Annotated in this window: 14 protein-coding genes; 2 read left to right on the top strand and 12 right to left on the bottom strand. The window is 54.0% G+C overall.

Translation table 11 applies throughout. From position 1 onward, the window contains the following. Nucleotides 1-54: 54 nt before the first annotated feature. The 7 genes from SH528x_RS34125 to SH528x_RS34095 all read right to left on the bottom strand — a co-directional run bounded on the left by SH528x_RS34125 (nt 55) and on the right by SH528x_RS34095 (nt 9,806). On the bottom strand, nt 55-2,871 hold the full coding sequence (locus SH528x_RS34125; protein ID WP_442507884.1) for a DUF1549 and DUF1553 domain-containing protein: 2,817 nt from the start codon (nt 2,869-2,871) through the stop codon (nt 55-57). A 73-nt stretch (nt 2,872-2,944) separates the two neighbouring features. Further along, complete coding sequence (locus SH528x_RS34120; RefSeq protein ID WP_442507883.1) at nt 2,945-3,589, bottom strand: hypothetical protein; 645 nt, start codon at nt 3,587-3,589, stop codon at nt 2,945-2,947. Further along, entirely contained in the window at nt 3,582-4,172 is a 591-nt protein-coding gene (locus SH528x_RS34115) for a hypothetical protein (protein ID WP_442507882.1), read from the bottom strand. The genes SH528x_RS34120 and SH528x_RS34115 overlap by 8 nt, the downstream gene beginning before the upstream one ends. After that, complete coding sequence (locus SH528x_RS34110; RefSeq protein WP_442507881.1) at nt 4,169-4,741, bottom strand: RNA polymerase sigma factor; 573 nt, start codon at nt 4,739-4,741, stop codon at nt 4,169-4,171. The genes SH528x_RS34115 and SH528x_RS34110 overlap by 4 nt, the downstream gene beginning before the upstream one ends. Nucleotides 4,742-4,816: 75 nt before the next feature. Continuing rightward, on the bottom strand, nt 4,817-5,917 hold the full coding sequence (locus tag SH528x_RS34105; RefSeq protein ID WP_442507880.1) for a class I SAM-dependent methyltransferase: 1,101 nt from the start codon (nt 5,915-5,917) through the stop codon (nt 4,817-4,819). 4 nt (nt 5,918-5,921) lie between these two features. Continuing rightward, a complete protein-coding gene (locus SH528x_RS34100; protein ID WP_442507879.1) occupies nt 5,922-7,499 on the bottom strand; it encodes an Nramp family divalent metal transporter in 1,578 nt (525 codons plus the stop codon). Nucleotides 7,500-7,550: 51 nt separating this feature from the next. Further along, entirely contained in the window at nt 7,551-9,806 is a 2,256-nt protein-coding gene (locus SH528x_RS34095) for an Orn/Lys/Arg decarboxylase N-terminal domain-containing protein (protein ID WP_442507878.1), read from the bottom strand. Nucleotides 9,807-10,110: 304 nt separating this feature from the next. Here SH528x_RS34095 and SH528x_RS34090 point away from each other — a divergent pair, with 304 nt between their 5' ends. Then, a complete protein-coding gene (locus SH528x_RS34090) occupies nt 10,111-11,100 on the top strand; it encodes an ROK family protein (protein WP_442507877.1) in 990 nt (329 codons plus the stop codon). Between the two features lie 10 nt (nt 11,101-11,110). Here SH528x_RS34090 and SH528x_RS34085 read toward each other — a convergent pair whose 3' ends face one another. Next, on the bottom strand, nt 11,111-11,935 hold the full coding sequence (locus SH528x_RS34085) for an SDR family NAD(P)-dependent oxidoreductase (protein WP_442507876.1): 825 nt from the start codon (nt 11,933-11,935) through the stop codon (nt 11,111-11,113). A 197-nt stretch (nt 11,936-12,132) separates the two neighbouring features. Between SH528x_RS34085 and pyk the strand changes: the two genes are divergently transcribed. Further along, a complete protein-coding gene (gene pyk / locus SH528x_RS34080) occupies nt 12,133-13,566 on the top strand; it encodes a pyruvate kinase (RefSeq protein ID WP_442507875.1) in 1,434 nt (477 codons plus the stop codon). 3 nt (nt 13,567-13,569) lie between these two features. Here the strand turns inward: pyk and SH528x_RS34075 are convergent, their stop codons facing one another. The 4 genes from SH528x_RS34075 to SH528x_RS34060 form a co-directional block, all read right to left on the bottom strand. Next, on the bottom strand, nt 13,570-14,022 hold the full coding sequence (locus tag SH528x_RS34075; RefSeq protein WP_442507874.1) for a hypothetical protein: 453 nt from the start codon (nt 14,020-14,022) through the stop codon (nt 13,570-13,572). Nucleotides 14,023-14,071: 49 nt separating this feature from the next. Continuing rightward, entirely contained in the window at nt 14,072-14,695 is a 624-nt protein-coding gene (locus SH528x_RS34070; protein WP_442507873.1) for a hypothetical protein, read from the bottom strand. A gap of 491 nt (nt 14,696-15,186) precedes the next feature. Then, nucleotides 15,187-19,284: a Calx-beta domain-containing protein gene (locus tag SH528x_RS34065; protein ID WP_442507872.1), complete on the bottom strand. Its 4,098-nt coding sequence runs from the start codon at nt 19,282-19,284 to the stop codon at nt 15,187-15,189. A gap of 270 nt (nt 19,285-19,554) precedes the next feature. Then, entirely contained in the window at nt 19,555-22,230 is a 2,676-nt protein-coding gene (locus SH528x_RS34060) for a dockerin type I domain-containing protein (RefSeq protein WP_442507871.1), read from the bottom strand. Between the last annotated feature and the right edge of the window lie 233 nt (nt 22,231-22,463).

The following is a 22,463-nucleotide window of genomic DNA, read 5'->3' as shown; positions in this document are numbered from 1 at the left end:
AAAAGAACGGGAATGAAGGGAGCGAGTAAATTCGCAGTAGGAGACGCAGGGGATTTAGTGAGTGATGATGAATTCTTTGGTATTCACCAATGCCCACATCAGCGACTCCATCCCATTGGCGGGCGTTTCGGACTCGCTAATAAACGTTTCGGCAATCTCGCGTTCCTCCCCATCGGGGAAACGGCTGAGCGTGCGAAGGTAGGCGTCGTCGACAAGCTTCGACACGGTGTTCGATGCTGCTTTATTCGCGGCCTTGGTAGGCTCGAGCTCTCGCCACGATTTGGGGTTGGCAATCAACGAGTCCAAAGAAGGCATTTCAAAGTCGAATTGCTCGAACTTGTTCGCCATTCGTTTGTATTCTTTTTCGATTTGGTCTCGCGTTTTCTTTTGTCGATCTTTGGGCAGCGAGTTGAACTTGGTCACACGGCTGATGATCATTTTGCGGTAATTGTCCGCAGCACGCACAGCGGCCGCTTGCTTGGGATCAACGCGTTGACTTGGGCCGGGCACTCCGAGGGCTTCACATGCCTGAGCGACCCAGCCGTTTTTGTCGGACAGCCGTTTGTGCATGTCGGCATCGTTACGTAGGTAGATCGATTGCAGCAGACTTGGTGAATCACTGCGATCGCAATCACAATTGGATTCTCGAGTCGATTGACCAAACACTTCCAGAGCAAAGTTTTTCTGATTGCGGTTTTGGGCAATGCCTTCGGCGATCGCCATTTCGCTCACTTCGCCGCGAAGTTGGCTTGCCTTGTCATCCGATCCAGTCGCCAATACGACGGCGTCGTAAACCACTTCGGCAGGCAGTCGTCGTGGAATGTGACGCGAAAAATTGACGCGATCATGAATGTTTGTATCGTTGGTTTCAGCGGACCGAGCATAGGTTTCGCTACTGGTGATTTCGCGATGAAGCCATTTCAGGTCAAAGTTATTGGCAATAAACTCGCTTGCCAAATAATCCAGTAGAGGTGCGTTGCTCGGTGGGTTTGCCAGGTTCATGTCGTCCGAAGGATCGACGATTCCGGTGCCGAAATAGTTGGCCCACACGCGATTGACGATCGCCTTGGCGAAGTACGGGTTGTCTTTATCGCGAAGCCACTGCATCAACGCTGGACGAGGGTCTTTGTCAAGCGTGACCGGTTCTCCCTGGCCAAGAATCGTGCCGGTGGGAAGTTTCAGTTCTGGAACCTTTTGTCCCTTCTTCTTTGCGAGGGCTCGTGCTCGTTTTGCTTTGTCCGAGGCACCTCGCGTGTTTACAAGCAGCTCGCCAAATGGAACGACCTTGCCCTTCTGTGCCGCGGTGTAAACTGCTTTGCGAAGCTCGCCATTGCTGAGTTTCTTGCCATCGGTGATGTCCTTTAACAGTTCGTCGCGAACTGCTTTGGCATCTGCGGAAACCTGATTCTGGTTAATCCGGATCGGAGTGAAAATCTGCGAGAACTGTTCAAAATCGTCTTTGGACCATTGGTCAAATGGATGCTTGTGGCATTGTGCACACTCAATGCGAACGCCCAAGAATGCATAAGCAAATCCGATGGCTCGCTCTTCAGGTTTTTGAAAGTTTCGTCGTGCCCAGAACAACGGCATGCCGTCGCGTTTGGCAAAGGTTTCTTCATTGCCGCTCTCGCATGCCTTCGTCATTTGTTCGCAGAACTCGCGATAGCTTTCGCCCTCTTGGCGACTATTCGCTTCGACAATCCCCGCCACAATTTGGTCGTAAGGCACGTTGTCTTCCAAGCGAACTCGTAACCACTCGTGCCACAGTCGCGAGGCGACGTTGCGGATCGGCAAGACGTTGTTGAGCTGCTCGTTGCTGTTGCCGGTCCAATCCGACATGCGAGTTGCCCACCATGCCGCGTAGGCAGGTGAATCAAGCAGCTCTTCGATCAGTTTTTCGCGTTTGTCCGGCGATGTGTCGGCAATGAATTCACGCACCGTCTCACCCGCAGGAAGCATGCCGGTCATGTCCAGCGAAACGCGACGAATGAATTCCGAATCGGTACAGGATCCCGCAGGCACTACACCGAGTTTGTTCAGTTTCTGTTGAACGAGTTTGTCAATCGGCTTGGCTGGCGAATAGGCAACACGTGCCGCAGAGGAGCCGATCGGACGAATCACGGGAATCGGAACTACGGCGTTGTCGTAATAGACGACCACGTGGGTATCACCTTGTTCGCCCGAATCAATGTGTCCGTCTTCGTTAATTGCGGCAATGGCGTCATCATTTGAGCTGAAACGACAAAGTGCGGTAACGTCCTCGACGCTGCCGTCGGGCCAATACGCGTACGCCTTCAATTGAACCTGTTCCCCTGCTTTGCTAAATTGAATTTCGTTCGGAACCACCTCCAAACGTTGCAGCGTTTGTACCTGTTTTGGATCAAACTTGGCTCCGGCTTCGATCCAGCGACGAAGCGTGTGGTGTTCCCAGCTTCCAGCGTCGAATCGTTTTCCACCCTCGTGCATGTCGGCATCGACGGGTTTCGCCAGAATCAAACTCTCGTCCACATCGCTGGTATCCACCCGTCCGGCATTCTCGGTCATCAACGCGTCGTAATCGGCTTTGAAGTCATAGCCAAACAACGACAACTGGAAACCACCGCGGCCTTGGAACGAACCATGACAGGCACGGCCGTTGCATCCGAGCCGGCCCAGCAGCGGAGTGACGTGTTTTTGGAAATCGGGAACTTCCGCAGCATCTGCGTTTGCAAATCGTTCGCTTAAAGGGGCGATCGGTTTAGCGGCAGCGGCTTTGTTTGATTTGGCGGACACCCCAGGTTCTGCATGAGTCGTCGACGGTTTTAGGCCAACGAAGCACGCCAAAGCGATGCAAGTGATGAGTGACAGAGGTTTCGCGGTGGTTCGAATCATTGAAAACACCAAAGGACCAAAGGTGGGGAATGAAGGGGATCGGGGAAACGGATCACGGGGGTAAGCCGCGGCGTTATTTTGCGTCTTTCTTTTTCTCTTTGCTGCGACCCGCACTACGCAATAGTTGCTGGTAGGTTTTGTCGAGATTGTTTTCGAAGTTTTGTTGTTTCGCTTCGAGTCGTTCTTCGGCGATAGCCAATTGACGTTGAGTTCGTTCGATTCTTTGTTTCGTGTAGCGAATCTCTGCCTCGGCACGTTTCATTTCCGCTTCGATTAGCGTCGTCACCGCGTCGCGAAGTGCTTCACGGTCAATTTGCCGATCTCGCACTTTCAGCTTTGCCGCAAGCAGTTTGACGTGCATTTGAGCTTGCAGTAGTTTCGATTCGATTTCATAGATGTCTTGATCGCGGTTCTTCGCCGCTTCAAGCCGCTTGGCGGATCTCGCGAGATCACGTATCGCGTTGTTGTATTGAGCCGGTTCGTTGGTTTTCAGCCGATCCAGTAACGGTTCCAACTCGGGTAGCTGGCTATTGACCAGGGCGATCGCAATCGATTCAAGATTGCGGTCGATTTCCGTCGTCGTAATTGATCGGTCGGTTTTGGGTTTTGCACCCGAATCTGCTGCCCAGGAGGGAGTCAAAATCGAGACGGCAAAGCTTGTCAACACGATCGCCGTGAGCGAAAGCGTGAGCCTTCGTCGCTGTGAATAATTAACCATCGATTTGGTCCCCATCATCGATTGCGGCAACGATCCAGGCAAACGTCGAGTCGTCCGAGTCCGTTTCGCCCGTGAAGAATTCTTCGGAGCCATTCATAACGAGGTCGTTCATCACAAATTCGGACAAACTCTCTTCTTCTAATTGCAGCACTGACACGGATTGAGCCCAGGCTTGGGCCACAAGCGTCGCTTCGGTGAAGGAAGCTGAGGTTGGGGCGACGTTTTCCGCTGGGTCCTGTGTTTGTTTTCCAACGACAAAGGCGAGCAGCACCGATGCGGCCAACGAGATCGTCAACAGCACAAATCGCGAAGACCCGGAATGCGAATCCAAATCGGTGTGGGAATCAAAACTGGGGGACAAATTCAAATCGGGCTTACCAACGCACTGCGGCGATGAAGCTGGGCAGTTCGCGGTGGTTTCGGCGACCACGTGAAGTGTCTCCGCCGTTTTGGCCAATTCGTCGCCAAACCACTCCGCTTCGCCAAGGCGTGCCTCGAACTCGGCCAATTGGTCGGTCGGTATTTCACCGAGCAAGAACAGCAGACACTGCTCTCGCCATGATTCGCTTGAAAGTTCGTTCATTGTTCTTTGCCTCGTTCCATTTCACTCGCTTCGCTTTCACGCTGTTGGACATCTTCGCGAAGTCGCTGGAGTGCCCGTCTCATTTGCGTCAACGCGGTTCCGAGCGGGATTTGAAGCTGGTCGGCTATTTGTTGGAAAGTAAGGTTTTCGTTGATTCGAAGTTGTAAGATGGATTGCCAATTCTCAGGCAAATTTTTGATGGATTGCTGGATTTGCTCGGCCGTTTCGGCGGTGACTAAACGCTGCAGGTGGTCATCGTTGTGGTTCCAGGATTCGTAAGTCGCCTGTTTTTCTAGGACTCGGTTTGTCGTGGATCGATCTCGCCAATGTCGCGCACATTCGTTGGCTGCAACCCGAAACAACCATGCTCGACGAGCGACCAAGGGAACCTTGTCTCCCTGTTGGACCGATTTGATAAAAACGGTCTGCAGGCAATCCTCGACATCGGCTTCTTGGGCGAGTCGGCGGCGCATGAAGGCACGGAGCGTCGGTTCGGATTCCAGAAAAACCCTTCGCCACGCTTCGTCGGAGTCCTCGTGTTCAGGGTTTTCAGGAGTCTTCGTGCTCATGGGGCCGTCGTTACGCTTAAGAAGATGCGCAGGTCCTGCCGATTATTTCGCATCCGACGGAAATTTCTGGAAAAACTATTTCCAGGCTTCGACCACCGCGTACTGTTTGCCAGGGATGACGCGGATATCGTGCCACTGGATCACCAGATTTTCCTCGTACCATTCGGGCTGTTTGGTCACGATATACATGCGTCCGCTCGGTCGCAGAGCTCGCTTGGCTGCGTCGACAAACAGTCGGGCGATCTGGAAATTCGCGAAATAAGGCGGGTTGCCCACTGCTACATCATAGCTGGACGGCGACTCGCATTCTCCATCACAGGTCAATCGGGCGTCAAAGTCAGCGAGGCCGTTCTTTTCCGCCCCCATCTGTGTGCACTGGATCGCCCGGGCGTTGCTGTCGATCGCCAAGGCATGGATGCCGTCGGCTTGCATCGCCAACGCCATCGCAACCGATCCACAGCCACAGCCGATATCGATCAACCGTTGGCCCGATTCGACCGTGACGGCGTCCATCAACGCTTTGGCGCCCGCATCGAGTCGGCGATGCGAAAACACACCCGGTCGCGTGATCGCCGTGATCGTTTGCCCTTGATAGCGAAAAGTGAATTCGCAATCAAAGCTTCGTTGACGTTTCAGTTCCTGGTCTTTGCGAAGTACATAGACCACAGCATCGTCGCCGTGTCGGACGCTGATCTTCGTTCCAAAGGCCTTCAGTTGGTCGTGTAGCCAGCGGTCGTTCACATTATCGACGCTGGTCACAAGCCGGCCGCCGACGGCAAGACGGGTATAAGCTTGTTGCAGCAAATCACGTTGCAATTCGGCTTCGCCACGCACTGAGCAGGGGATCAACGCGAGATCGATTTCGCCCTCGGGTAAGTCCGTGTCACACACAATCGAAAGCGAGTGATTGGGAACCGGCAAAGGAGGCTCGGGCAGCGCGTTGATGTCGGCTTCGTGGTCGGCAACCGCGAGTCGTTGTTGGAATTGATCGAGGTACCACAGCGAAATGTTCGCATCGCTGCGGTCTCGGTACAACCAACGTGCCGCCTGTCCGCGACCCAGCGACGTGCTGAGGATGCGGTTGCCGGGCAAGTCCTTAGCGACGTCGTATAACGCGGCTTCGGAAGTTCGTGCTGGCAGCGAAGGCAGTTCAGGTTTGGAGTGTTCGTTTGTCAATAAATTAGCCAAGGAATTTTTCTGCGACGGTCCATGCTCCAGTGACCAACATTGCGGCGGCAGAGAGCCACAGCATGATGTCCCACAGGATTCCAGGCGTCAGTTCAGGTCGAGAGCGATGGTAGCGAAAATACAGAGCCGCACCCGCCAACATTGGCAGCATCACGCCTTGCGCCACGCCGCTTAGTAATACCAATTGCGCAGGTGCGGGGAATGCCAGGTAAATCAACAAGCACAATAGTGGGAACGCTCCGCTGAGCCAGCGGATCCATTTTTCTCGCGTTTGCGGATCGTCGCCGATCAGTCCCACTACACACATTGCGTCCGAAAATGTTCTCGCATGGCTCGCGTTTGCCACAAAGTAGGTCGAGTAGAGAACTGCGAAGGCGCCAAACAAAAAGACCGCCGACGCCCATTGCGAAAATACGGGAACGAACATCACCGCCAGCGTGCGGACCATGTTGTCTTTTTCAGGGTTCAGCCCCACGCGATGCAGGATCGCCGCGCCAAGCAGGTAGAAGATGATCGTGGCAAAGGTGTAAACGACCATCGCCCCCCAGGCGTCCACTCGCATCACTCGCATCCATCCCGAAGCACGTCGCAGCCATTCGGGGGATCCATCGTCGGTTCCCACGAAGCGGGCGTACCCTTTTTCTAGGCACCAATAAGGATAGACGACAAGCTCGGCAGCCCCCACGCCAATGATTCCGAAGGTGGCCAGCGCGGTGCCAATTGGACGTGCCGTTTCACTTCCTCCTTCGCCACCGCTCGCAGGTAGATGGAATTTAAGACCACTGAAGAATTCGGAAAGACTGACCCGGAAATCGGGTTGGTCTTGCAAGAAGAACAGATTCGTGATCGTCAGCAGAGTGAAAGATGCGACAAGGATTGTCGACAGCGACTGGATCAATCCGTAGCGGCCGACCCACAACACCACGCTGGTGATCAATGCCACAACGGTCGCCCAAATGGCCGCATCGTTCGGAGCGGAAATGGTCGCCGGTGTCGTGTCCTGGTGTTGATCGCGGTACGCTTGTGTGCGGGTCGCGATCTGTTCTTCGGCTGCGGAGACGTCGACGGTGATGTCATCCGGTGCGTATCGCTGGAACTGCAGCAGCGTTTCGGCGTCTGCGATTTCGTTATAGTCCGCACCTCGCTCGGTCAGCGGCAAACTGATCGCCAACGATTGCCCCACTCCACCGACGATGCCGCCGAGTTGACTGATGCTGGCGATCCACATCAGCACCCAATACCAGACCAACCAATTGCCACGGCCACGAATGCGAGGGCCCGGAACTTCGTCCAGCGCTCTTAGCGTGGTTTTGCCGCTCACGATCGCGTAGCGGCCAAACTCAATTTGGGCGAACACTTTGACGACGCAGCCGAGGATGATCAGCCAGAGCAGACTAAATCCTGCTTCGGCACCGGTTTTGGTCGTCGCGATTAGCTCTCCACTGCCAACGATCGATCCCGCGACGATCAGCCCCGGGCCGATACAGCGGATAATGGGAAACAATCGTGTCGGTGGATCCACTGTCGAAAGCGGTGAATTCGCACCGCTCGCTTCCGCTGTCTCGGTCATACGGGGATTTTCAAAAGGAGCTGGAGGTGGGAAAACATTTTTCTCAGCTCGCTACCGTACACAATCCACGTAGTACTTGCGTGTTCCGTCGACGTTTTCTTCGACTAATCCATGAATATCCGTATAGAATCCAGGGAATCTTTCGTTGAAGTCGCGGGCAAATTGCAAGTATTCGACAATGGTTTTGTTGAATCGCTCTCCCGGAATCAGCAGCGGAATGCCTGGTGGATACGGTGTTAACAGCACGGCTGTCGCACGTCCTTCGAGCTTGTCGATTTCCACGCGATCAATTTCTCGGTGTGTCATCATCGCGTAGGCATCCGACGGTTTCATCGCCGGTTGCATTGGTGACAAATACATCTCCGTGGTCACTCGGGCGATGTCATGCGTCTTGTATGCGTCGTGAATCTGTTGACTAAGATTTTTTAGCCCCGTTTTTTCGTAGGTCGGAAACGCCTGACAGAATTCAGGCAAAATCTTCCACATCGGCAAGTTCTTGTCGTAGTCGTCTTTGAACTGCTGCAACGCGCTGAGCAGCGTGTTCCAACGCCCTTTGGTAATCCCGATCGTGAACATAATGAAGAACGAATACAGGCCCGTCTTCTCGACGACGACTCCGTGTTCGGCCAAGTAGCGTGTCACGATCGAAGCGGGGATACCCGATTCGGCAAACTCGCCATTGACGCTTAGCCCCGGTGTGACCACGGTCGCCTTGATCGGGTCGAGCATGTTGAAGCCGGAAGCAAGATTTCCGAAGCCATGCCAGTTATCATCGGGATGAAGAATCCAGTCCTCTTGCGTGCCGATGCCATCGTCGACGATCTCGTCGGGTCCCCACACTTGGAACCACCAGTCATCGCCCCACTCCGCGTCAACCTTTCGCATCGCACGACGGAAGTTCAGAGCTTCGGCGATCGATTCCTCGACCAATGCGGTTCCGCCAGGCGGTTCCATCATCGCAGCGGCGACGTCGCACGACGCGATGATCGCGTACTGAGGCGACGTCGAGGAATGCATCAAGTAGGCTTCGTTGAAGAGGTGCCGGTCAAGCTTCTGTGTCTCCGATTCCTTGACCAGGATTTGAGACGCTTGCGAGATGCCGGCTAACAACTTGTGAGTCGAATGCGTGGCAAAGACCATCGCTTCCTTGCATCGTGGGCGGTCGCGTCCAAGGGCATGCATGTTGTGATAGAAGTCATGAAACGCAGCATGTGGCAGCCAGGCTTCGTCAAAGTGCAATGTGTCGATTTGTCCATCCAACAGCTCTTTCAACATTTCGACGTTGTAGACCACGCCGTCGTAAGTGCTTTGTGTGATCGTCAAAATACGGGGTTTACGATCGGGATGCTTTGCTTGGGCTTCACGAGCAAACGGGTTCGCGTCGATCTTCTTTTGAATGTTTTCCGGTCGAAATTCATCCAGTGCAATCGGGCCGATCAAACCTAGGTTGTTGCGTGTGGGGGTTAAAAAGACGGGGACGGCACCGGTCATGATGATCGCGTGCAAAATGGATTTGTGACAATTGCGGTCCACGACAACGATGTCACCCGAGGCAACGGTCGAGTGCCAAACCATCTTGTTGGAGGTCGACGTGCCGTTGGTGACAAAGAAACAATGGTCGGCATTGAAAATTCTTGCCGCGTTGTGTTCCGATGCGGCTATCGGACCAGTATGGTCGAGAAGTTGTCCCAATTCTTCGACAGCGTTACAGACATCCGCACGCAGCATGTTTTCGCCAAAGAACTGGTGAAACATTTGTCCGACGGGACTCTTTAAAAAGGCGACGCCGCCCGAGTGACCCGGGCAATGCCACGAATACGAACCGTCGTTAGCGTAGTGCACCAACGCGCGGAAAAACGGCGGGGCAAGACCATCGGTGTAGGCGCGAGCTTCGCGAAGAATATGACGAGCGACAAACTCGGGTGTGTCCTCGAACATATGAATGAAACCGTGCAGTTCTCGCAAGATATCATTCGGAATGTGACTGGATGTTCGCGTTTCTCCATACAGAAAAATCGGAATGTCGTTGTTCTTGAAACGAATCTCCTGGATAAAGGCTCGCAAATTCGCAATCGCCGGTTCTTCGGTTTCCGGTGTCAGAAATTCTTCATCATCGATCGACAGAATAAAAGCCGAAGCCCGCGATTGTTGTTGGGCGAATTGCGACAGGTCGCCGTAGCTGGTCGCTCCGATCACTTCGGCGCCCTCGCCCTCCATCGCCTCAGCAAGCGCGCGGATACCTAGGCCGGAAGTGTTTTCGGAGCGAAAGTCTTCGTCAATGATCAGAACGGGAAAGCGAAATTTCATCAGAACTCTCAAGAGGAAAAGAAGTCGCACGAATTCTACAAACCGATCGTCCAAGTGTCGCGGCGGTTTAGAGGAAAATCGCCGCGATTGCACAGGGGGAAGGATGGGTTGATAGCTGAAGGATCACATCGATCGCTACGGCATCAATCGAAGCATTAAATTGCGGAGCTCCGAAGCCACTTTCACTCTGGCCGAAGGCGGGTTGATTGTGCGGGTAAGTTTCGTTCTTATTTTGTACTGAGATTCTACATCTTTTTGGTTCCGCCGATCGAATTTCGATTCCTCACGTTTAGTTGAAATATTCATGACATCGTCTGAAAAAAACATTTGGATTGGCTTCGATCTTGGCGGTACGAAGATGTTGGCGATTGCCTACGACGAAAAATGGAATCCAATCGGGCGCCGGCGGCGAAAAACGCGTGGTCGCGAGGGATCGGATAGCGGTATTGAACGGATCGCGTCCACGATCGAGCGATTGCTTAACGAAAACGATCTGACGAAAGAGCAAATTGCCGGCATTGGGATCGGATGTCCCGGACCCATTGACCTAGCCAAAGGCCGCATTTTGACCACGCCTAATCTGGGGTGGGACGATGTCGATGTCGCGGGGGTTCTGAAGAAACGATTTGGCTGTGAAGTCACTGTCTTGAATGATGTCGATGCGGGGGTGTATGGCGAGTACCAATTTGGTGCCGCCAAAAAGGCTCGTTGTGTCGTCGGGATTTTTCCGGGAACCGGTGTCGGTGGGGGATGTGTTTATGAGGACAAAATCCTGCAAGGCGCCAATTTTTCATGCATGGAAATCGGACACACACGGATCTCGTCGGACACCCGTGCTTCGGGATCGGCGACCCCCGGCACGCTCGAAGCCGAGGCCAGTCGGTTGACGATCGCAGCCGAGGCGGCGAAGGCTGCGTTTCGTGGCGATGCGCCAAACTTGCTCAAAAGTTCAGGTACTGATTTGAGCGAGATTCGCAGTGGTGCGTTAGCCGATGCGATTGCCAAGGGAGACGATATCGTTCGTAAACTTGTCGAAGAGGCGGCACGCAGTATTGGAATCGCGGTCGCGAATGTCGTTCACATTCTGTCACCGGACAAGATTGTATTGGGCGGCGGATTGGTCGAAGCGATGGAAGATATAATCGTCAAAACGGTCAAGAAATCAGCCCGCGACCATGTGATGCCCGTTTACAAAGATACCTTTGACGTGGTCGCCGCGACACTTGGCGATGACGCTGGCGCGATGGGTGCGGCCGCCTGGGCAAAACGGCAACAGACGGCGCCGAAGGCTTGATCGCTCCGCTTCATTCTTTGGATGACGTGAATTTCAGCAGCAGCCAATCTCCTAGTCGCGGCGAGATATGTCCCACCGCGATCAGCAACCGCAGGTAGCGTGGCAGCACCATATCGGGCCGCCGATAGCGGACACAATTCAACACCGCAGTGGCAACCGATTCGGGGGCCAATCCTTTGATTTTGGTTCCGCCACCGGGCTTCGCTGCTGCAGCGGGGACGTTTTTGTCTTCTTCCACGCGTGATTGGTAGCGTGCCCCCGCATCCTCGCGTCGTATCGGCCCCGGATTGACCAGCCCCACGTGGATGCCACGTGGTTTTAGTTCCAGCCGCATTTGTTGAGTCAAACCCGCCAGGGCATGTTTCGCGGTCACGTAGCCGCCCAAGTAACGAGCCCCAACCTTGGAGGCGAGCGAACCTATGTTGATGATCACCCCTTCACGAATTTCGAGTTGGGGAATCGCAGCGACGGAGCAGAGCAGGGCGGTGTGAACATTTTGGCGGATCAGTTCGTCGAGTCGTTCGAGAGTCAAGTTTTCAGCGAGTCCCCGATCGCTTGTCCCGACACAATTCACCAGCACATCAAGTCGGCTGAACTGTGACACCGCGGTCTGAACCGCATGCTCGGCTCCCTGTTTTTCAGTCACGTCACAGCAAGCGGTGGCAACGTGCCGATTGTGGGCGAGCGATGTTTTGGCCGTTTCAAGTCGGGTGGTGTCACGACCTGCAATGACAACGCGGTATCCTGCACCGAGAAACGTTCTAGCAATCACCAAGCCCAAGCCACCCGAGCCTCCGGTCACCAACACTACTGGCGATTTGTCCGTAATGTTCACGTGTTTCGGGGCTCCAGGATTGTGAGTGAGTAAGCAAAAAGCAAAGGAAACGATAGGGAATTGATGAGGGTGTTGTTGCCTGCCCTACTTTTTCAAGCCGCTAGACCTTAGATTCAGACGCGGGGCTGACTGACGGAATCAATCGATTGATCGCCGTGGAAGCAAGGCCAACCACACCATTAGCTAGGAAGGATTGTATGTCTAGACCCTCACTCAAAGAATCCTGTACCAAAATCGTGGCCACGGTCGGCCCCGCCTGTGCATCGGTCGAAAAGTTAGCGGCACTGATTGAAGCCGGTGCGGACGTGTTCCGCATCAATACCGCTCATGGATCTCGTAGTGAACATGAATTGACGCTCGCGAATATCCGTGCCGCATCCAAGCAGTGTGGATTTGATGCTGGCGTGTTGTTGGATCTGGCGGGACCAAAAATTCGACTCGGGCAATTGGTGGAGGATCCATTGGTGTGCGAAGTCGGCGCGAAGCTGACCTTCATTCGTGGTGAATACTCTGAAGATGTTCATGAATTGACGAGTTCGTATGCTCGTCTGATTGATGAGCTTTCGCCCGGCGATCGTGTGATGTTGGCGGACGGATTGGTCGCTTTAAAAGTCGAGAAGGTTACCGCCAATAGTGCCGAGTGCCGCGTGAGTGCCGGCGGCACGGTTCGCAGTCGCCAAGGGATCAATCTGCCCGGAGTCAAGCTTTCCGTTTCCGCGATGCGACCCAAGGATGTCGACAATGCGATCTGGGCCGCTCAAAACAGTATCGACTTCATCAGTCTTTCGTTTGTGCGATCGCCCGAGGACGTGCAAGCCCTCAAAAACCTGCTCGTCAGCTACGAATGTAATGCGATGGTGATCGCCAAAATTGAAAAGCCCGAGGCGTTAGACCAGCTGGAAGCGATTGTTGAAGCCTCCGATGGCGTGATGGTTGCGCGAGGCGACCTAGGGGTTGAAATTGATGTCGCGGAAACTCCGATGGCCCAAAAACGGATCATCCGCGTTTGCAAAGAGAAGATGAAGCCGGTGATTGTGGCGACTCAGATGCTCGAGTCGATGCATACTAGCAGTCGTCCGACCCGCGCCGAAGTGAGCGATGTCGCCAATGCGATTCTCGATGGGACCGATGCTTGTATGCTCAGTGGTGAAACGGCCATTGGAGAGCACCCCGTCAAATCGGTCGAAATGATGAACCGGATTATGATTTGTACTGAACGTGAAATGCTGTCAGACAATATTTCCGAACGAATACCGAACACACGCGTTCATCCGATTACGACCGCTGTGACCATCGCTGCCACTAATATTGCCGAGGCGATTCAGGCCAAATTGATTGTGATTGGAACCCACAGTGGTGGTACTGCGTGGGTGAAAAGCAAAAGCCGCAGCCGAATCCCAACGCTCGGTGCGAGCGATTCCCATGACACGCTGAGGCGGATGAATTTGTTGTGGGGGATCAAGCCAATCGAGTCATCGCATCTGGAGCACACGCCCGAATTTATCGACGAGATTTGCGGTTGGGGACGCAAGAATGCAAATTTGAAATCGGGGGACCAAATCGTGTTTGTGACCGGCAGCGGCGTGGTCAAAAAAGCTCACAACGTGGTGATTGTTCATACGGTTGAATAGCGGTCACGCGTTCGCTTCGTCGCCTGTATGGATCTCAAGCGTGACATCACCATCCAGCCGAACCGGGTGACCATCCGAGGGATCGAGTTGAATCTCGATCTTGTTATGCAGGGCCCATTGGTCCGAAAGCTCGATTTCCAGCGGCGGCCTACCGGTCGGCTGCTGAATTCCGTTAATACGCAGTGACGTTAGCTTGCCGTGCCAGCTCGTGATTCGCAGCCAGACGCGGTCGTCCGACTCGATTCCCGTGGGCCGATTGAAGTTGCGTGAGTACGTTGCTGTCTGCGGCTGATCGGCCGCATCGATGTCTTCATCACGCTCGGGGACGTTCACCCGAGTCGCGGCCGACTCAGCGACAACCGCTTCATCTTGATGCCGTTGTTTTGTCCACGGGTAACGGAGTCGAATCGTGTGCATGCTGATCAAGTGTTCCTCGGTCTGAATTCGAAATGTCACTTCGAATTCAGACGCGTTCTTTAGAATTGCGGGCCGATACTGGCAGTGATTAGCCGCCAGCGACGGCAGCGATAACGCCAAATGCAATCAAGCAGATCAGTAAGCCCAAGAAGATCCAAACAATAATGGATGTCTTGTATTTGATATGGGGCGTTTGTGCGACCACTTGTTGGTAGCCCGGTGAAAACACCATCTGTCCTTTTTCGCTTAGCAACAAGTAAAGGAAATAGGCCGAAATCAATGTCCCGATCGGGAAGCCGATCAAACCAATCACACTAAGGACGATTGCGACGATTCGAGCCCAGGGGCGTAGTTTCCATAGGCTGACTGCGGTGAACCCTTGCAGCAACCCTAAGGATAAATATAGAAGGCCCATTACGCCCATGACGACTCGGATCCCCAGCTCTTCTTGTTGCGAAAACAAGGGAGCTAGCATGATGAAGAAACCAACCGGGATCATGATAATCGCCCCCAGTAAGTAAAGCGTGCCAATCGATTTCACGGACGCTTCGTGGCTGAGGTAGTGCCGGCGAATCGATTCAGGATCATTGCCTACGACCTGTGCGACCGAGCTCATATCCGATGTAGGAACGTATGGGTTTGTAACTGGGTCCGGAGTGGCGGTCGGGGGCGTTGTGCGAGCGAAAGGATTGGCGTCGTCTTGGTTCGACATGAATGGAGTCGCAAAAATGAGGTGTTTGGGTGAGGAAAACAGGTGCTATCGGCAACCATGAATCGGATTGGTCTGCCGAGAAAACAGTTGATCGAGAAAACAGTTGATATTCAGCAATTATCAAGTTTTACCACAAGTCAGTTGCTCCTGCGGGGGGCTAGTGCTGCGTCGCAGCTAAGAATTAGAGTTGGTGGTAGCGGAAGTCGTCAAGACTTTCGTTGTATTTGCTCGCCGATCCGAAACTCTTGACGAGTTCCGCTACCCTAAAAGTAAGCTGCGTTGCAGCACTAGCGTGTTTATACTTTCGATGTAGCTACCTTCGCGTGCGCGGTGGACCACGTTCTGGCGAACGTAGCTACGGCTTGAATCCCTCGTCATCCTTTTGTCGATCACCAATCAGCGGCCCATGATCCAGTTCACGGCACGAAAAAAGCCCTGACTGGCGGAAACCAATCAGGGCTTTAGTAAAAGTGAGTGCGAGTCGAAATCGACTAGCTGTTATTCGCGATCTCTGCTGCGCGGCTGAACAACGCATCAATCGCCGCTTGGCTGAAGCCTTGGGACGATAACGGGTTCGACGTGCTGACAAAGCCAAGTTCTTCGATTCCACCAAAGAATTGAAGAGCCGATCCATCACGGCTAACGACAAAGTCGCTCTTGTCCAACAGGGCACTCTTGATGTCAGTTCCATCGACGATGGTCAAGATTGCAGCGTCCTTGGCACTGTTTAACAGCAGCTCGCTGTAGTCCACGTTTTCAAAGCCTTCGGCGGCCATGAAGAAGATCTGTTGACCTGAGGAATCAAGTGCCACTGACCCGCCTCGACGTCCGTTGTCCGATGCACTGGCGGCACCCGAGTTGCCTCGCAGGTAGCTCGATGCCAGGATATCGAGGTTGGACATTGATGCCGAAAGACCAAGAACGGGAAGGTTGCCCGGAGCGACGTTGCTGCCGCTGGGGCCTACCGTTACTGGGATTTCATTGCCACTGGCCAAGAAGGTATTCGCGGCGGAAACACCAAATCGAATTCGATAGGATCCTTGGGCAACGCCGGTGAAGCGATAGTTTCCTTCACTGCCGGTAAACGCGGTGGCCACCAATTCGCCTGATGCTCTGCGAAGCTCCACTCGAACTCCGGCCAAGCCCGACTCGTTCGAGTTTTTGACGCCATCGCGGAACGGTGCAACCGAACCCGCCGAGTTGATGACTTCTTGAAGGTTTTCAACTTTATCGATGAAGATCGAGCCAGCGACTGTGGATCCGGTTCCCGTATCGGTCGGGTCGTTATCAATGATCGTCACGGTCGAGGCTTGTGCACCTAGTACGGCACCACCTGTGGGACTAGCCAGCGTGACGTTGAACGTCTCATTCGGCTCGTCGACCGTGTCTTCGAGGATGGTGACGGTGACGGTCTTAGCGGTGCTGTCGCCATCGGCAAAGGTTACCGTTTGTGTCTTTCCGGTGTAATCGGCTCCTGCGATCGCGGTGCCGTTGGACGTTGCAAACACCACTGAAACCACACCGTCAGATCCACCGGTTCGGGTGACCGTAAAGGTCGCAACTGGTCCGCTCTCGTTAACCGAGAGGGTTGCCGGAGAGAGCGAAATGGTCCCTGGATTCACGACGACCACATCGTCGTTCGTGATCGTAACTGTCGAAGTGGTTGTTCCCAGGGATGCACCACCGGTCACTGCACCGATGCTGGCGGTGAACGTTTCGTCGTTTTCGACTGCGGTATCGCCATTGATGTCAACGGTGACTGTCTTGGAAGCTCCATCGCCATCTGCAAAATTAACAGTTTGCGTTTTGGCAACGTAGTCCGATCCGGCTGTCGCAGTACCGTTAGCGGTCGCGAACTGAACCGAAACAGCGCCCGCGGTACCACCAGTTCGAGCAATCGTAAACGTCACTTGCTTGGTGCCGCTGTTTCCTTCGGCAAGCGAAATTGTGGCGGGGGAGATCGAAATCGTGCCCGCGCTGGTCGCCACGTCGTCGTTGGTGATGGTCACCGTCGAAGTGGTCGTTCCTAGCGATGCACCACCGGTAGCAGCACTGATGGTGGCGGTGAAGGTTTCGTCGGGTTCGACCGCTACATCGCCATTAATGTCGACAGTGACCGTCTTGGAAGCTCCATCGCCGTCGGCGAAGTTAACGGTTTGCGTCTTGGCAACGTAGTCCGATCCGGCTGTCGCTGTACCATTGGCAGTAGCGAACTGAACCGAAACAGCACCAGTGGTACCGCCGGTACGGGCAATCGTGAACGTCGCTTGCTTGGTGCCGCTGTTCCCTTCAGCGATAGAAATCGTCGCAGGAGAAATCGAAATGGTTCCCGCATTGGTCACCACGTCATCGTTAGTGATGGTCACTGTGGATGTCGAAGTTCCCAGTGTTGCACCGCCGGTCGCTGCACTGAGGTTGGCAGTGAACGTTTCATCGGCTTCGACGATGATATCACCATTGATGTCAACAGTGACGGTCTTCGATGCTCCATCGCCATCTGCGAAGTTTACAGTTTGTGTTTTGGCAACGTAGTCCTCTCCGGCTGTCGCTGTACCATTGGTGGTAGCGAACTGAACGGACACCGCACCACTGGTACCGCCGGTGCGAGTGATCGTAAACGTTGCTTGCTTGGTGCCACTATTTCCTTCTGCGATAGAAATCGTCGCAGGAGAAATTGAAATGGTCCCCGCACCCGCAGCAACGTCATCGTTGGTGATCGTTACGGTCGAAGTGCTTGTTCCCAACGTTGCACCACCGGTAGCACCACTGAGGGTGACGGTGAAGGTTTCGTCGGGTTCGACCACGATGTCACCGTTAATGTCAACGGTAATTGTCTTAGCGACTCCATCACCCGCGGCAAAGGTAACCGTTTGTGTCTTGGCAACGTAGTCTTCTCCGGCTGTCGCAGAACCGTTGGCCGTAGCGAACTGAACGGACACAGCACCGTCGGTGCCTCCGGTTCGCGTGACGGTGAAGGTAGCTGTCGTTGTGCCGCTATCGCCTTCGACCACGTCAAGGGTTGCTGGCGAGATTGCGATGGTGCCAGGTTGAGTCGAGCCACCATCGACCGTCGCGTTGATTACAAATCGGGCGTCGGCGTCAAAGCGAACTTGATCCAACGGGACAGGACGCGAGGTGTCGGTGCCTTGGGAATCGGGTTCTTCCAAGAATCCATAGATCAAGAACGATTCGCCGTTGCTGTCTTCACCCGGCGTTACCTCAAAGGTCAAGCCTTGTACCGGTGCATTGATGAAGACCGGGATGCTCAGTGCGTCAAAGACGTTGTCCAGCGTATCTTCGTTTCCGTTGGGTGCTTCAGGCACACCGCCTGCGATTACCGGGCCAAGGCCGCCGATATCGTTGAACACCTCAGCTGGGTCCGCTGCATTCGGGTTAAACGATCCGATAGCGGGTCGGTTGCCGAGGAAAAGGTCCGAACCGCCATTTGGGTTCGGCAGCGAGCGGCTCTCGTAGTCAACGTCGTAACGTTGGCCGATAGGGTTACTGCTGCTATCGACACCTTGCAGCACGTTGTCGGTGCGGAACTCTTTGTTCGTAACCGCAGCATCATTGAAGGGGAATTCACCCACTCCTGCAACGCTGATCACAGGTTGGATCAAGATCGTAGGCTGATTCACGCCAACTGCATCATTGCCACCGAAGCGAACTTGCAAGAAGAAGTCGTTGGCATTCGCTGCTGCCAAGCGTGTCACCTGGACCGTGGTTCCCGCATCAAGAAACAGGCCATTCGCATCGCTAAGCGATTCCAGAGCCGTTTTCAAGCTGCCCGTCGGATCCGCAGTGAAATCCGCAGCCGCGATCCGAGCTTTTCCGGTACTGACCTGACCCCCAGCCGACGTCAATGAAACGTCCAAGGAAAGGGTTTTGGTCGGATCGTTAATCTGTTGGCCTACCGTGATCTGCTGTGTCTCAGCAATGATCGGCGTGATCAGGCTGGGAGCATTGGTGGCGCCGGTAATTCCGATGTCGGCTACCAATTGGAACACCCCTTGGCGGAACCGAACGTCAACGGTTTGGCCAGGTGTACCGGTGGGCAGCGTGAAAATCTTGTCTTCGCGAAGGTCAAGGTAACCCACTTCCAATTCAAAAACCTGCCCGACCGCGACGTTGTACGCGCCGTTGGCGTCACGGGGCAGCTCAACACTGTTGCCGTCGCGAGCGCTCAATTGCACTTCAAGCAGCGGTTCGCCGGCTCCTTCGCCCATGCGGTTCAGTGTGTTGATCACGGACAAGGCATCCGCAGCGGTTACGCGGTTGTCGCCGTTGACATCCACGAACGCTTTGATCTCTTCCCCTTGACCGACTTCGGAAGAATTTCCGCCGTTACGGTTGAGATGGTTGATGATCGTCAACGCATCCATGGGGGTAACCCGCATGTTGTTGTCGACGTCATGCGAGAGAAAGTAGTTATGAGCGGCTGCAAAGTCGCCTGCGAGAAGTTCCCGTCGCTCAAGCGCTTCGCTGCTCAAACGTCGTGTGGTCCTTTGACCACGTTGGACTTGATCGTTAGAACGTTTGTCGGCCCTCAGCCATCCGGAGCGACGGAGCAAGTGACGCAGATGTTTCATCTGTTTTTCTCAGGAAGATGAAGGAGATTTTCGGGGAAAACTCAATGCCGAACACGACTGACACAGTCAAATGATTCGGTAAGAGCTTGGATTTAGATCGACATAGAGTGACCAAGTCGAAAAAACATACGGACCAGCCTATCTTATCTGGCGTTCCTAACTTATCAACATCCAGGGCAATCTATGCGGGCTAGCGACACTATGTAGTCGTTTAGAGATCGCAATATTCAAAAGGTTCCGATTTTTCCACCGGAAAATAATTTCGATTCGTTAGATTGCGGGGATTGATGAGGTCAGGTTGCTATCAGTCAAGGTGTCTGAATCGATCGACTCGGACCCCATTGTGCTTAGCGACTTTTCATTCACAACTAAATTCTGGGGGAACTTTTCCGAGATTTCTTCGGAGAAGGGAACAATCTGGGGCTGTGCGGGGGTTGTCATCGCGATCCGTGACAATTTGAGTTTTTGGTTATCCGATTGGCCGTTTGACTCGGCTGGTAATCGATTCGTTGCAAATCGGTGTTGGTTTTCGCCTTGTGCAACCTCGGTCGAACCCGGCCATTGAGCAAAAGCGGTGTCGAGCAGCGTCTGGGATCGCACCTGGACGCTGTTCTGAGGTTCGCTGCCCAGTGACTCGACCATCTGTGACTCGGTCGCCAGCGACGCATCGCCGTGTGACGTTAGCCCTGCACTTTCACTCGAATCTTGCACCAACATCGCTTCGGAGTGGATCTCTCCCTCACCGGCGCTGCCATCGGCGGTCAATGAGTTGATGACTAGCAGTGCATCCAAGGCGGTGATCACACCATCGTTATTGACGTCGATCAGTTGGCCTTGGGTTTCGTTGGCCTTCAAAGTTCGCGGCTGATTGATGTTGAGGTCGTTGATGATGATTAAGGCGTCGTTTGCCGTAACAACCTGATCTAGATTTACATCACCAGCCATCTGGGGGTTGTGTCGCGGGCTTGATACGCGGCGGGCAATCGCGACCAAGTCATCGCTCGTACCGCCCGCGACCTGGATGACGGGCGCCGGATTATCCAGTGCGTAGATCAAATTTTCGGTGGCGAGTTGAACAATGTATTCACCATCAGGTAGATGGCTGAATTTCAACGCCCCCGATTGATTAGTGGTCAATTGATCATCGAATCCAAAGTGGAGATCCGAAATTGCGATCGAGGTCTCGGCGTGTCCAAACGCACGAATCTCCGCAATGCCGCCGTGATCATCTTGAATGCTTAATTGCATCGATGCGCCGTACTGGATTGCGTCGCTTGTGACGCGTTTGATCAATATTCCATTGCGATCGTAGGCTTCGATGCGTCCGTAGGATGAGCCCGCTGAATTGGTTCCCCAGATCTGCAAGTCGACTTCACCAACATCTTGGTCGAACTTGGCCACAAACGCCTTGTTCTTGTTCCATTGCTCGCTCCACACAATGACTTGTGGGTCAAAAGACTGGAAAAACTGCTGGTTGCTAGCAATCGCCGAGCCAAAGACGCCCAGCTGACGCTGTAGCGAAGATCCTTGATTCGTAAGGACGACCCCGCTCAGGCTGTCGCTCGCGATTGTGCCCTCTGGAAGTGTGTTGGCATCGACTTCGCCAGAGAATAGAGGTGATCCGTCGGAATGACGTATCGTCGCCGACACGTTGCTCATAAACGATTCCGAGCCCGATCGAATCGAGTTGTCGTCCTCGTCAAGAAATGCAAACCCGGTGATGCTGCTGGACGCGATCGCAGGCGATTGAATTGTGCCCTGGATGATGTTGCTAGTCACAGTGGATTTCAGATCGACCGCTCGCCACTCGATTGTGGAAAACCCATGGTCGATCACAATCGCGAGATCGATATCCACCACTTGTTGATTGGGCTCCAACGCAACGATCCACGGTCCGTCATCGAGCCGGTACTGTAGTTGGCTGACACGATTCAGCGTGATATCGCTCTGAGGTCCCTCGGAATTCTGATTCTTTAGCGCGATCGCCAAAGCATGCCCATTCAAGTGATAGGTAGAGGTTGCGGTATCAAAATAGCCGACTCCTTCTAGCTGCAGGGGCACGTCGGCGACATCGAAGATGCCATCATTGTCGCTATCCTGCCAACCCAAAAGGGCCAATGTCGAAGCGGGGCTGGTGTAATTGTCGTAGGCTACGGTGAGCGGATATCCGCCTCGCATGATACTGTCTTCTTGGACAAATCCGCCGGTTGGATTGTTGGATGCGTTCAGATTTTGAGCGTTGTAATAGCCACGTCGATCGGTCCACGAACCGCTTCCGGGATATTCGTCACGCGCCCAGAAAATGTGCCCCATTTCGTGAGAGATCGTGGATGCGGGTCGGGTCGATGGGGTGACCATAAATAGGCCACCAGAGAACGCAAACGCTCCGGAGAAGAAGCCGCCCGGTGCAAAAAATCCGTCATGCTCGCCAGTTTTGGGATCGATGTCGTCCGATGAATCGACGACAAAAATCGTGAACGCCCAATCCGTGCTTAGCTTAACACGTTGATCATGGTTAAACGCCAAAACCGCGTCTTGCAGTGCCGTCGATCCAGGGTAGGTGAGCGAGTCCATGAATTTACCGACCGCTAATTCGAAACCCTCGCTGTTGCGATCGATCAACTCGTAAGGAGTTTGAACGGGCGTCTTGGCATACGTGTCATCGATCACAAATTCAAGCGAATGGACACTATTCAAGCCGTCGAGCGTCTCGGCCCACCAGTTCACGCCTTCACCGATTTTTGACAGCATTTCGTCAATCTCAGCGGACGTCCAGTTCTGAGACTGAGTGTCGATACTGCCGTCGCTTTCGAAAAAGACGGGAGTTACCGCGACACGGCCGAGCAGGAACTCGCCGGTGTCCATTTCGGTTGCTCCGAGCGGGGCAGCCGCTAGCAAGTTTCGCTTCTCAAGCTGCTGGAAACGAACGAATCGGCGGTTTTGCAACCGATTTCGTCGTCGTTTTGCAGAAGAGCGGAACATAGAGTGAGACGATTACATCGGGAACGAGGAAAGGGCACCAAAGGTATTATCGGCACTCCTTGCCAAAACGGCTCGCCACTTAGACGCGACAAAGCTGGATTTGTCTCACCGATTTGTTGCAATCGTTGAAATCCAAATTCCCACCCCTATCGGACTATTTTAACCTTGGATCCGAGAATGTCGGATCCAAAGTCTCG

This window comes from Novipirellula methanifontis (genome assembly GCF_052161655.1).
In the GTDB taxonomy this organism is placed as follows: Bacteria; Planctomycetota; Planctomycetia; order Pirellulales; family Pirellulaceae; genus Novipirellula.
Note: the sequence above shows the minus strand (reverse complement) of the source record. Positions and strands in the feature narration are given on the sequence as shown.